The sequence below is a fragment of the Marinobacter panjinensis genome (assembly GCF_005298175.1).
Taxonomy (GTDB): Bacteria; Pseudomonadota; Gammaproteobacteria; order Pseudomonadales; family Oleiphilaceae; genus Marinobacter; species Marinobacter panjinensis.
In genome coordinates, this window is sequence record NZ_SZYH01000001.1 from 3,386,083 (window position 1) to 3,398,525 (window position 12,443).

At 57.8% G+C, this 12,443-nt stretch carries 13 protein-coding genes and 1 tRNA gene; 6 read left to right on the forward strand and 8 right to left on the reverse strand.

The features are described from left to right. Positions 1-155: 155 nt before the first annotated feature. The 6 genes from FDP08_RS15510 to FDP08_RS15535 form a co-directional block, all read right to left on the reverse strand. Positions 156-232: transfer RNA gene (locus FDP08_RS15510), tRNA-Arg, on the reverse strand. 103 nt (positions 233-335) lie between these two features. Continuing rightward, positions 336-2,180 (reverse strand): protein kinase domain-containing protein, encoded by a 1,845-nt coding sequence (locus FDP08_RS15515; RefSeq protein ID WP_137437024.1) that lies wholly within the window; start codon positions 2,178-2,180, stop codon positions 336-338. A gap of 9 nt (positions 2,181-2,189) precedes the next feature. Then, positions 2,190-3,794: a dihydrolipoyllysine-residue acetyltransferase gene (locus tag FDP08_RS15520; protein WP_137437025.1), complete on the reverse strand. Its 1,605-nt coding sequence runs from the start codon at positions 3,792-3,794 to the stop codon at positions 2,190-2,192. A 26-nt stretch (positions 3,795-3,820) separates the two neighbouring features. Continuing rightward, positions 3,821-4,798: an alpha-ketoacid dehydrogenase subunit beta gene (locus FDP08_RS15525; protein WP_137437026.1), complete on the reverse strand. Its 978-nt coding sequence runs from the start codon at positions 4,796-4,798 to the stop codon at positions 3,821-3,823. Beyond that, positions 4,795-5,997 (reverse strand): thiamine pyrophosphate-dependent dehydrogenase E1 component subunit alpha, encoded by a 1,203-nt coding sequence (locus FDP08_RS15530; protein WP_137437027.1) that lies wholly within the window; start codon positions 5,995-5,997, stop codon positions 4,795-4,797. Before FDP08_RS15530 ends, FDP08_RS15525 begins: the two co-directional genes overlap by 4 nt. Positions 5,998-6,169: 172 nt before the next feature. After that, the gene (locus tag FDP08_RS15535) at positions 6,170-6,712 is read right to left on the reverse strand and encodes a YaeQ family protein (protein WP_137437028.1); all 543 of its coding nucleotides are present in this window, start codon (positions 6,710-6,712) and stop codon (positions 6,170-6,172) included. A 68-nt stretch (positions 6,713-6,780) separates the two neighbouring features. Here FDP08_RS15535 and FDP08_RS15540 point away from each other — a divergent pair, with 68 nt between their 5' ends. From FDP08_RS15540 to FDP08_RS15560, 5 genes are all read left to right on the forward strand, one after another. Then, positions 6,781-7,140 carry a CidA/LrgA family protein gene (locus tag FDP08_RS15540; protein ID WP_137437029.1) on the forward strand — a complete coding sequence of 120 codons (360 nt, stop codon included), beginning with the start codon at positions 6,781-6,783 and terminating at the stop codon, positions 7,138-7,140. After that, on the forward strand, positions 7,133-7,864 hold the full coding sequence (locus FDP08_RS15545; protein ID WP_137437030.1) for an LrgB family protein: 732 nt from the start codon (positions 7,133-7,135) through the stop codon (positions 7,862-7,864). The genes FDP08_RS15540 and FDP08_RS15545 overlap by 8 nt, the downstream gene beginning before the upstream one ends. A 108-nt stretch (positions 7,865-7,972) precedes the next feature. Next, the gene (locus FDP08_RS15550; protein WP_137437031.1) at positions 7,973-8,179 is read left to right on the forward strand and encodes a bacterioferritin-associated ferredoxin; all 207 of its coding nucleotides are present in this window, start codon (positions 7,973-7,975) and stop codon (positions 8,177-8,179) included. A 98-nt stretch (positions 8,180-8,277) separates the two neighbouring features. Further along, positions 8,278-8,754, forward strand: coding sequence for a bacterioferritin (gene bfr / locus FDP08_RS15555; protein ID WP_137437032.1), 477 nt, complete (start codon positions 8,278-8,280; stop codon positions 8,752-8,754). Positions 8,755-8,766: 12 nt separating this feature from the next. Continuing rightward, entirely contained in the window at positions 8,767-10,125 is a 1,359-nt protein-coding gene (locus FDP08_RS15560) for a phosphohexomutase domain-containing protein (RefSeq protein WP_137437356.1), read from the forward strand. 144 nt (positions 10,126-10,269) lie between these two features. Here FDP08_RS15560 and FDP08_RS15565 read toward each other — a convergent pair whose 3' ends face one another. Next, positions 10,270-11,442 (reverse strand): phospholipase A, encoded by a 1,173-nt coding sequence (locus FDP08_RS15565; protein WP_137437033.1) that lies wholly within the window; start codon positions 11,440-11,442, stop codon positions 10,270-10,272. Positions 11,443-11,452: 10 nt separating this feature from the next. After that, positions 11,453-11,791, reverse strand: a complete 339-nt coding sequence (locus tag FDP08_RS15570) for a hypothetical protein (RefSeq protein ID WP_137437034.1) — start codon at positions 11,789-11,791, stop codon at positions 11,453-11,455. A gap of 194 nt (positions 11,792-11,985) precedes the next feature. Here FDP08_RS15570 and FDP08_RS15575 point away from each other — a divergent pair, with 194 nt between their 5' ends. Next, positions 11,986-12,399 carry a c-type cytochrome gene (locus FDP08_RS15575; RefSeq protein ID WP_137437035.1) on the forward strand — a complete coding sequence of 138 codons (414 nt, stop codon included), beginning with the start codon at positions 11,986-11,988 and terminating at the stop codon, positions 12,397-12,399. Positions 12,400-12,443: the final 44 nt, after the last annotated feature.

The following is a 12,443-nucleotide window of genomic DNA, read 5'->3' on the forward strand; positions in this document are numbered from 1 at the left end:
CTTCTTATCTAGAGGTGTTTTGGTTTCTTTCAGTGCAAAGGTCAGATTGCGATCGCCCCAATATCCTTTCGAATTTGTGCGGACACACCGTGGACACAATTCGGACACAGGCAAATAAAAAAGGCCTGCGTTCTCACGCAAGCCTTTTAAAATAATGGCCCGCCCGAGAGGATTCGAACCTCTGACCTCTGCCTCCGGAGGGCAGCGCTCTATCCAGCTGAGCTACGGGCGGTTGTCGGAATCAATGCCTTGGCATCAATTTCGAGTGCGCAATCTTACGTGTGATGGGGGGTTCTGTCCAGTCCTCTTGGCGCTGGTTTGGCATGATTCAGGAGTCAGACGGAATCGGCTTCAACTCTGGGGTTCCGGGGATAATAACGTTCCGGCAGGCGCTCAATGTGCGGGAAAAAGCGGGTGTCTTTGTAGGGCATTTTCATGAAGCCGGAAACGCCCAGTCCAGTGATCTGGTCCACCGCTGACAGGATTTCGTCGAGAAGCCGGGAAAATTCTCCCTCCCGGTCCGGGTCCAGCAGCCGGTAGTGGCTGTGGATCTTGAGGTGGCGGGGCAGGGCTTCGAAGATGATCATGCCGGTATGGTGGATGTCGTTGAGGGATTCCAGCGCGGTAATGATGGTTTGCGGCAGTACCAGGAACTCTTCCGGGTCGGGGCCGTCCTCGAAGTAGGAATGCACTCGCGATTCGTCTTCCACCTCTGGCGCCGCGCTAACCTCATAACGCAATTGCATGCCGGGTTCCGGCACGAAGGGCTGGTCTGGTTCATCGCGGTCGATGTGGAGGGTGTTGCGGGCGTTGAACAGGCAGCTCTTGAAGATGCCCTGGCGGTAGATGGCCTGGGCCAGATACACCATGTTGTTGACCGCCCTGATGAAAGCGGTCTTCAGGCTGGGGTCATGCAGATTCAGCGAGGTGTCGATGTAGACGCCATCACTCTCCCAGCGCACGGCAAGGCCACCTTCGACGGGGTATCGCCCAAGCCGGCTGACGGCAGCGAGAAACGCCTTTTCCGTCTCACCCATCCCTTGCATGAAGTTTTTATAGTAGCGGTCCAGCTGCACGTCATTGACGTCGTTGAGGGTTTCCGGAGCGCCTTCCTGTCGCAGGAAGGATTTTCGGGAGCTGTACACCACAGTGTCGATTTCATGGTCTGACGGTCGCGTCCACACCGGCACCAACGGGTTCAACGCCGGCTCTGGCAGATCAATCATCACCGTGCGGGCCATTCTCGGCATTTCTCTGAGGTAGTAGTCGCCGGCCTGGCGCCTCGTTTCCGGATCCGGGGCCAGCATGCCATCCAGCATGCGGGCGAATTCCATGGGCAGGCCCAGGGAGTTGGCCGGTATTGCCTGGTGCCCGAAGCGGCACGACTGTCCAGATGCCAGCGCGTAGAGAGTCCCGGCAGCGCCCTGTTCATCAAAACGGGGAGATGACAGGCCACCATTCAATTGTTCCTCGCCGATGAAGTAGACGTCCCCGAGCCGTGCGTTAGTCTGCTGCAGGTTGTCGGACATCAGCTCCATGACATTGCTGGTGATGAACTGCAGATTGGCGTCGAGTTGTGCGAACACCGACGAACCCCAATCGATCAGGGCGATATTCTCGGTGCTGGCGTCGAACACCAGGTTGGAGGGCTTGATATCGCCATGAACGATAGGGCGCCCGGCAGGGCCATTCTCCCGGCGCAGGTTGCGCAGGATATCCGCAAGCTGGTCGGCAATTCGCATCACCACCCGTGGCTTGAGGCGGCCTTCACGCAGGGAGACTTCTTCCAGGTTAAGACCGGCCGCCCGCTCCATCACCAGGATGGGCTGGTTGTGTGCCCGCTGGTAGGCAATCAGCCGGGGCACTCTTGGGTGCCGGACCTGCTCGAGGATGTAGGCTTCGTCCTCCAGGCGGTCCTGCAGGTGTTGGGGCAAGTTGATGCGGGTAAATTTGAAGACGTGTTCGGGGCCGGTGTTGTCCGGACTTGGCAGACGGCCTGCGAACACGAAGCCGTAGGCGCCCTTGCCAATCAGCTCGATGTCCAGGTAACCCAGTTGGCGGAGTTGGGTGGCACACAGTGCCACCCAGTCCTTGAGCTTCTTGGCATCGTCATGGCTGAGCAGGTAGATCGACTGCTCTTCAGGTATGTAGAACTGCTGCAGTTGCGTCTTCTGCGCCATGATGTCCTGTCAGCCCAGATGCAACAGCATCGATTGCGGCGATTCCATGTAGCCTTTCCAGCGATTGCAGAAACGCGCAATGGTGCCACCATCAATGATGCGATGGTCGCCCGCCCAGCTCACGGTCATGATGGCGCGTTCCACCACCTGGCCGTTGGCGTCGAAGCGCGGCAGTTTCTGGGTCCGGCCCAGGGCCACAATCGCCACTTCCGGTGCATTGATGATGGGCGAGGCATAGGTGCCGCCCAGCGCACCAATGTTGGAGATGGTGATGGTGCCGCCCTTGAGATCCTCCTGGCTGACACGGCCAGAGCGGGCCGCCTCGGTCAGACGGGCCACTTCATCGGCAATGCCCAGCAGGGTCAGGCTCTCAACACCTTTGACATTGGGAACCATCAGCCCGGCCTTGCCGTCCACCGCCATGCCGATATTGCAACTGGGCAGGTAGTGAATCTCGGTAACGTCGTCGTTAACACGGCTGTTGAGCACCGGGAATTCCTGAACCGCCAGCGCCATGGCTTTCATGACGAATGGCATCAGTGTCAGCCGTGAGCCCCTGGCTTCGGCTTCCGGTTTGAGCTGCTCCCGCAGTTTCAGCAGGTCAGTAACGTCGATGTCTTCGCTGTAGATGAAGTGGGGGATGGTGGTTGCCGACTTGACCATGCTGCGGGCCATTGCCGCTTTCATGCCCTTGATCGGTTCGATCCGTACTTCCTGCTCGCGCTTTGGCATCCTGCGTCCGCTGCCCTGACTTGCTTGCCGCGATTCACCAGTGTCTTCCTGGTGTTGTGCAGGCGCGGTTGGCTTGTCGAGGTGCGCGAGCACATCGGCCTTCAGTACCCTGCCATCCTTGCCGGAACCGTCGATATCCGCCAGGTGCAGGTCATGCTCCCGCACCAGGCGGCGCACGGCGGGGCTGGCGGGAATCCGCTGGCGGTTTCCTGTTGAAACCGGTTTTGCAGTAGCCGGGGCGGATTCCGGTGCTGGTTTTGGTGTAGCTTTTGCCTCGGTGGGCTCGTCACGGTCGCGGGGAATAAACGCAAACAGCGGAGAGTGTACCCGGGCCATCTCCTGTTGCTTATGGTAAAGCTTGGTGACGCGGCCAGCCTTGGGCGCGGTAATCTCCACCATGGCCTTGTCGGTCATGACATCCACTACCGGCTGGTCTTCCTCGATCTCGTCACCTTCAGCCACGCGCCATTCCACTACCTCACACTCGACGATGCCTTCGCCGATATCGGGGAGGATAAAGTCTTCGGTTTCATCGTCATTGGCTGTGGTGGTGCCAGAGGTTTCCTGCACAGGCTCTGCTTCCCTGGCGTCAGGTTCGGCTTCTGTCGTTGGTGTTTGAGGTGCTGTGTCCCGTTCGCTGTCGCCGCCTTCTTCCACCAATTCGAAAAGCGGGGCGTGAACCTTCGCGATGTCGCCTTCCTTATGGTAGAGGCGCGTTACCCGGCCTTTATAGGGAGCAGGAATTTCCACCAGGGCCTTGTCGGTCATCACCTCGGCCACCGGCTGGTCCTCTTCGATCACGTCCCCTTCGCTGACCAGCCATTTGACCAGTTCGCACTCCACGATACCTTCGCCGATATCGGGCAGTATAAAATCACTCATGATTGCTCTCCTGTCCTGATATCAACCTAGAATTCCACGCTCGACCTGATGGCCTCATAGACCTTCAGGTGATTGGGCAGATGCTCTTTTTCCAGCACCAGCGGGAAAGGTGTGTCCATCCCGGTCACCCGAGCGATCGGGGATTCCAGGTACAGGAAGCAACGCTCCTGTATCGTCGCCGCGATTTCGCCGGCGAAACCGCCGGTCAACGGGGCTTCGTGGGTAACCACCAAGCGTCCGGTCTTGAACACCGAGTTGGCGACGGTTTCCACATCCCACGGCAGGATGGTTCTCAGGTCGATGACTTCACAGGAAATGCCTTCTTTCTCCGCCATTTCGACGGCGTGTTCAATCACTTCCATCTGGGCGCCCCAGCCCAGTACGGTGACATCCGTGCCTTCTTTGAGCACTTCGGCTTCACCCAGAGGCAGCTGATAGTCTTCATCCGGTACGTCGCCGACGGAGGCGCGGTAGAGCCGTTTGGGCTCGAAGAACAGGGTAGGGTTCTTGTCATGGATAGCCGCCAACAGCAGACCCTTGGCCTGATGCGGGTTCCGGGGAACCACGATCTTGAGGCCCGGGGTATGGGCAAAATAGGCTTCCGGAGACTGCGAATGGTAGAGCCCGCCGGCAATACCACCGCCGTATGGAGCGCGAATGGTGAGCCCGCCCACATTGAACAGGTTGCCGGAGCGATAACGGAACTTGGCCGATTCGTTCACGATCTGGTCAAAGGCCGGGAAGATGTAGTCGGCAAATTGTATCTCGGCGACCGGCACGGAGCCCTGGGCCGCCAGGCCATTGGCGAAACCGATAATACCTTGCTCCACCAGCGGCGTATTGAAGCAGCGGGCCTTGCCGTATTTCTGTTGCAGGTTGCTGGTGGCACGGAAAACGCCGCCGAAGATGCCCACGTCCTCACCGAAACAAAGCACCCGCTCGTCGGCAGCCATGGCAGTATCAAGGGCGTTGTTGATGGCCTGAAGCATATTCATCTGTGTCATTTCAGGCCTCCCTCTTTGGCTGTTCCCTTAGCGTGTTCAGCACTCTTCGGGTACGCGTCCGGGTGACGGCGGATATGCGCCTTGAGTTTATCGAACTGTTCAGCCAGAGCCGGTGGCACCTCGTCGTAGACATCGCTCACCAGGGTGTCCAGCGCTGGTGGTGGCCGTTTCTGCGCCCGTTTCATGGTCTCGAGAACCTCGCGGCGCATGTTTTCCTGAAGTTTTTTCTCATCGTCTTCGGTCCACCACTTCTTGCTCTCGAGCCAGAGGCGCATTCGCAGGATCGGGTCTTTCTCGCGCCATACGGCTTCCTCGTCCTTGCTGCGGTAACCGGACGGGTCATCAGAGGAGGAGTGTGCGGCCAGTCGATAACTCATGGCTTCAATGAGGACCGGGCGATTGTGCTCCACGGCCAGGCTTCGGGCCGCCTTGGTGGCCTCGTGCATGGCGAGAATATCGTTACCATCGACGCGGATCACGTCCATCTTATAGCCATAGGCCCGGGGTGCGACACCATCAGCGGCAAACTGCTCGGCGGCTGGCGTGGAAATGGCGTAGCCGTTGTTGCGGCACAGGAAGATCACTGGCACCCGGTGGACAGCGGCCATGTTAAGGGCGGCGTGGAAGTCACCCTCCGAGGCGGCGCCTTCCCCGAAATAGGTAATGGTGCAGTGGCCTTCGCCCCTGAGCTTCTGACCGTAGGCGTAACCGGTGGCCTGGGGGATCTGCGTAGCCAGGGGCGATGAGATGGTCATGTAGTTCAGCTCGGCCGAACCATAGTGAACCGGCATCTGGCGGCCCTTGCCGTAATCCAGTTCGTTGCCGAACAGCTGGTTCATGAACTCATCGATGGTGAAACCGCGATAGACCAGGGAACCCTGTTCCCGGTATTGCGCCATGATCATGTCGGCGTCGTCCAGGGCGGCGGTACTGCCGATCACGGCGGCTTCCTCGCCGGTGCACTGCATGTAGAAACTCAGGCGGCCCTGACGCTGGGCTGCAAGCATGCGTTCATCGAGAATACGGGTGGTAACCATCGCGCGGTAAATGCGAAGGGCTTTTTCTTTACTGATATCAGGGGCCTTGGCGCCCTTGTAGAGCGAGCCGTCCTGCTTGAGTAATTTGAAGGTGGGAATCCGGAATTCCGCACCGTCGGTAAAAACCGGGGAATAAGCAACTTTGGCTTTTGTTGTTGTCATAATCCTCTTCCTGGGGTGGTGGCCTGAGGAACAAAACACCCCTTGTGAGGGTGTCGATGTTTTTTTGAGTATAGCCAACCTGAAAGAACCTGGTGCGGCTCCGGTCAAAATCGGCTAAAGTTTACCTTAACGTAAACTGCTCTGTTCTGGTAGACCCGGAAGGCCGATTTTTTCAGGCGGGGTAGAGAGACTCGGGAGTCAGGCTGACGAGGGTTTCCTCATTGCCGATATTCACGGTGCCGTCCTGGATGGTGCACTGCAGGTTCATGCCGCGCTCAGACAGGGCGGCGAGTGGCTCGGTGGCTTCCGGCGGCAGATTGATGATGGTGAGGTTGTTGAAGCGAGTCAGTTTGCCCTGGTGTTTTTCCCACCACAGGGGCACGGCGCGGCCGCCGTAGGTGTACAGAATCACCTGATCGGAGCGGTTGCAGGCTTTGCGAAGGCGGCTTTCATCCGGCAGGCCAAGCTCGATCCAGAGCTCGATCTCGTCGCTCAGGCTTTTCTGCCACAGGTCCGGTTCGTCGTCCGTGCTGATACCCTTGGTAAATTCCAGGCTGTCACTGGCGTTCAGTATGAAGGCCAGCAGGCGTATCATCATGCGCTCGTCGGTCTCCGATGGATGGCGGGCGATGGTGAGGTGGTGGTCAGCGTAGTAGTGCCTGTCCATGTCGGCGATGTTCAGTGTCGCCTTGAAGATGGTTGCCTTGAGCGCCATTGAGCTTCCTGCATTGGTGTGGCCAGGGTGCTAGTGTAAATCAAATATACAGTAGAGAAGCAACAGCCATGTCGATGTTGTACGGTTTTCTGGTTTTGACGGTGTTCTTTATTGCCGGTGAGGTCCTCAGGGTGCTGCTGGCTTTACCGGTCAGTGGTGGCGTTATCGGAATGATCCTGCTCACCCTGTTGCTGATGATCAAGGGTTCCATCAGTGACAGTCTTGCCGGGGCCAGTCAGGCACTGATTTCGGTGCTGGTGTTGCTGATTATGCCCGGGGTAGTGGGTGTGTTTTTTGTGGCCGACGAGTTTGCGGGGCAATGGTTGGCCATTGGGGTCGCGCTGGCCGCGGGCACCCTGCTGAGCGTACTCACGACGCTATGGCTGATGCAGCGTTTCAGTGGCCCAGAGGCTGGCGGCCATGAGTGAATTGTCCGCCCGCTTTCAGGAATTGCTGGCCCTGTTGTCTACCAGTCCGGCGCTGGCGATCGTGCTGACGCTAGGGGCATTTTTTGCCGGTAACCGCATTTTCAGGCTATTCAACCAACCGGTGTGGCTGCCGCCAATCCTGATCTCAGCCATGCTGGTCAGCGGGATGATCGCGATTCTGACGATGGATTACGCAGAATATCGCGAAGGCTCGCAATGGTTAACGGTCCTGCTGGGACCGGCCACGGTGGCGCTGGGTGTGCCACTGTACCAGCAGATGCATCATATCCGGGCGTTGTGGCGCCCCATCCTGTTCACCCTGCCAGTGGCGGCCACGATGGCCGCGGTGTATGCCGTGGTGATCGCCGCCTCGCTGGGCGCTTCGGAGGAAGTGCTGGCGTCGCTGGCGCCGAAGTCGGTGACGGCACCCATTGCCATTGGCATCACCGAGCAGTTGGGTGGCTCTGTGTCCCTGATGATGGGCGGGCTGCTGATTACCGGTATGCTGGCTACGCTGTTTGTGGACCTGGTCGCCCGCTGGCTCTCCATTACTGACCACCGCATCCTCGGTTTTGCATTGGGACTGAACGGTCATGCCCTCGGTACGGCAAGGGCGTTCGAAATAGGCCCCACCGCAGGGGCCTTTGCTTCACTGGGGATGGGTCTGACGGGCATCTTTACCGCCCTGATCCTGCCGCTGACATTCCGGCTTACGGGCATTTGAGGCGTACTGATACATTTAATTGCACAAAAAACGCACGCAGAGCTTGCAAAGCCGCATGCAAATGACAATAATTATCAGTACCTTTCATCGGCCCCGTGAGTAACCCCTATGTACGTTTGCCTTTGCCATGGTGTAACAGACCGAGAAATCCGTGAAGCTGCCGACAACGGCATCAGTTCCATGCGTCAGCTTGGCCGGGAACTGGGCGTCGGAACCCAGTGTGGCCGCTGCGCCTGCACCGCCCGGGAAATTCTCCGTGAGAGTCGCGCACCGGATTATCTGGCCATGGCAAACATGCTCGCCCAGCCAGCCTGATCGGGCGTTTGCTGCAATCATTTCCTATTTGTGATTTTTTCTCCCCGGCTGAGGGGCTATCCTTGTAGGGATTGCACACTCACGCACGGAGATCTGTAATGAAGGGCGACAAGAAAGTCATCCAGTTTCTGAATAAAGTACTCGCCAACGAGCTCACCGCCATCAACCAGTATTTCCTCCACTCCCGCATGTACAAGGACTGGGGTATCACCAAGCTGGCGGACAAGGAATACGAAGAGTCCATCGACGAAATGAAGCATGCGGATCAACTGATCGAACGCATCCTGTTTCTGGAAGGGCTGCCGAACCTGCAGGATCTGAACAAGCTGATGATCGGCGAGAACGTCGAGGAGATGATCTCCTGTGACCTCAAGCTGGAAATGATCGCCCACAAGGATCTCAAGGAAGCCGTCATTTATTGCGAGCAGGTTCAGGATTTCACCAGCCGCGAACTCTTCCGCAGTATTCTGGACAGCGAGGAAGAGCACATCGACTGGCTCGAAACCCAGCTCGACATGATCGGCAAGATGGGCATTCAGAACTATATTCAACTTCAGTCTTCCGCAGCGGAGTAAGCCACCGTGACAATGGACCTGTCCTGCTTTAAAGCCTACGACCTGCGCGGCCGCGTGCCGGACCAGCTCAACCCGCAACTGGCCGAGCGCATCGGCCGCGCCTACGTGGAAGTGACGGGAGCGAAGCGAGTGATCGTCGGGTACGACATCCGCCTTTCCAGCCCCGAGATCGCCGACGCCCTGAGTTCCGGCCTGATGGCCGCCGGTGCCGATGTTTTCGATATCGGCCTGTGCGGCACCGAGATGGTCTACTTCGCCACCAGTCATTACAAAATGGACGGCGGCATCATGGTCACCGCGAGCCACAACCCGCGGGACCACAACGGCATGAAAATGGTGGGTCCGGACTCACGCCCGATCAGCTCCGACAACGGCCTGAACAACATCCGCGACCGCGTGCCGGAGCCCTTTGCCGACGCGCCGGAGCAGGGCCGCTACGAACCCTGGGAAGTCACCACCGCCTACATAGACCACCTGCTGGGCTACGTGGATGCCGGATCACTCAAGCCGAAGACCATCGTGGTCAACGCCGGCAATGGGGGAGCGGGTCTGATTATCGACGAGCTGGAACAGCACCTGCCGTTTGATTTCGTCAAAGTGCATCACGAGGCCGATGGCCACTTCCCCAACGGCGTACCCAATCCCATCCTGGAAGAAAACCGCGCCGTTACCTCTGAAGCCGTCATCGAGTACGGCGCCGCCATGGGCATCGCCTGGGATGGCGACTACGACCGCTGCTTCTTCTTCGACGAAAACGGCCGCTTCATCGAGGGCTACTACATTGTCGGCCTGCTGGCAGACCAGTTCCTCCGCAAAACCGGCGGCGGCAAGGTCATCCACGACCCAAGGCTGACCTGGAACACCATCGACCTGGTCAAAGCCGCAGGCGGCGAAGCCATCGAAAGCAAAACCGGCCATGCCTTCATCAAACAACGCATGCGCGACGAAGACGCAGTGTACGGCGGCGAAATGAGCGCTCACCACTACTTCCGCGACTTCGCCTACTGCGACAGCGGCATGATCCCCTGGCTTCTTGTGGCTGAACGCCTGTGCCAGTCCGGAGAGACCTTGTCATCCCTCATCGACGCCCGCATCGAAGCCTACCCGGCCAGCGGCGAAATCAACCGCACCATCGCCGACCCGCCAAAGGTTATCGCGGCCATCGAAGCGAAATACAGTGCGGGTGCCAAAAACGTCTCCCACGTCGACGGCGCCAGCATCGAATTCGACAACTGGCGCTTCAACCTACGGATGTCCAATACCGAACCGGTGGTTCGCCTGAATGTGGAGTCGAGGGGGGATATTCCGTTGATGAAGGAAAAAACGGCAGAGTTGCTGGCAGAAATGCAAAGGCTAGACGAGGAAGGCTAACCCAGTATTCTGGGGCCGGTCGGGACGGATACCCATGTCAGAAATTGTGCGGAGCCATGGATGGCGGAGCTCAAGCGCCACATGGATGTGCTTGAGCGTGTTTCTGACATGGGTATCCGTCCCGACCGGTCTTGCACCAAAAGTTCAAAGCCAGTCATTCAGCATAATCCCGATACCAATCCGCTGAATCCGCTGATTATAATCAATCAGGCTCTCTCCATAGCCATTGTAGTAATGAACAAACCCCTTGATTGTATCCCCCATGGGAAAGCTATAACCCAACTCAACAGACGTCTTGTTATCCTCTGACCGAAGATTGTTCATCAACTTCAGCGACAGCGTACGGTCCTCCGTCCACTTATAGATGGCCAAATAATTGGCATGTCCCAGATAGCGCTCAATATCCGGGTTATCGTCCTCGCTGCCATCCTCCGGTAACCGATACCAGGGCTGCAGAATAAACAGCCATCGGTCATAACTGTAAGCCGCTGAGCCGACAATCCGGTTCCAGCTGCGGGAACGGGGCTCGGACTGCCCATTGGACTCGTGGTTAAGCCCCAGAGTGACACCGTTAAGAGTGCCCGGACCAATATCGAAATCCGCCGCATACCGCAGAAAAATTTCCGGTTCGTGGTTCGTTTCCCGGAACGGAGCGGACTCATCCTGGTTATAGACCTGCCAGAACGACTTCTGAGTGTAGCCAAACCAGAGGGTCGTGCGGCCATCAAGCCAGCCGGTCATTAGTGGCACCTTGAAGCTGATCTGATATTTGGCTTCCTTGTTGTCAATACCATAGTCATAGCCGGTACTGCCGAGTCTCGGACTGGTGGGCTCCCGGTTGGCATTCTTCATATAGCTGAAGGGCAGGATATACATTGGCCGATGGCCGATAAAACTTCCTGAGAACGAGAAAAGAGCCCTTTCTGCCGCCATATAGCGATTCAGTGTGGCCGACATTACGCCGGTATCTTCATCCGTCGATTCCTGCTCTGCGTTTGCCGCAACTCCCAGTGATGAATCGTCGGTCTCCAGGCTGTCAGCTTCTTGGTACTCCAGGGTCTGGGTGGACTTTTCGATAGTGTCGAGATCCTGATCGGAAGCGTCATTGCGGGCTGCGGCAGGGTCATTGATGGCGTCATAGCAGGCAAGCCGCTGTATTCCGTTCTTGATAAGGGCGCACTCCTTCGGGCTGACACCCTCGAAATCGCTGTTGCTATCCCGCTCATCCTGCGCAGAGACGACCCCAGGCACAAACAGCCCCACACAAAGCAGAATGAGCGTTCGTCGAATGGTTCCGGTGCGGGAAATGATTGGCATTATGCTGTCCTTATGCATTAGAAAGACTGACCCATGTGTTGGCAATGCCGTAGGCCCAGACACCCAGCAACGTTAACACGAGCAGTGAAAAAACAATCTTGTGCCGGGTTCTGCGCTCCGCAGCTGCAGCCACCACCCAGCGTAAATACATCAGGCCGATAAAGCAGATAAACACGACCAGACTTGCAGCGGCAGGGATCAACAGCCAGCCGGGGCTGAGCTCGGCCCCGCTCTCGGTGCGGCTGGAAAACCAGCCCATGGACGCCAGCAATACGGCAAGCGCTGTGAACTCTGTGATCAGCAGCGGTTTGCGCCAGGAATGGGGGTGCGATTGGTTCGCATCAGGCATAAATTCCGACCTTCGGACTCTGTTTTGTGTATGGTACCCGGAATAAGCGGGCAGGGCCTTGTGACTTACGAAATGGCAACGAATCCGGTGGAAAAGGTACGTTCATTTTGCACTTTGGTTTTTTTGCCCCGCCGCAATCGCTATAATGCGACAACTGATTATTATAACGCCCAATTGCGAGGTGCATTGTGAAGATGAAGAGAGTCCTGGCTGCCGTACTGCTTGGCTTCGGCCTGACAACAGGTGCCGTAATGGCCAACGTCGAAGATGAAATCCGCGCCCGTATCGCTCCGGTCGGTGACGTATGTGTACAGGGAGAAGATTGCGGACAGGAGTCAGCGCCTGCTGCGTCGGCCAGCTCTGAACCTCGCGCCGGTAATGAAGTCTATGACGCGGCTTGTGCCGCATGTCACGCGTCCGGCGCAGCCGGTGCGCCGATAGTGGGCGATTCGGGCGCTTGGGGTGGTCGTATCGACAAGGGACTGGAGACCCTGGTCAATCACGCCATCAACGGCTTCAACGCTATGCCTGCCAAGGGCGGATGTTCCAGCTGTTCCGACGAGGAAATTCAGGTGGCGGTCGAATATATGGTTGAACAGAGCGAGTAATCTGTCGCTGCGCCACCTCTGAACCGAAAAGCCCCGCCTTGCGG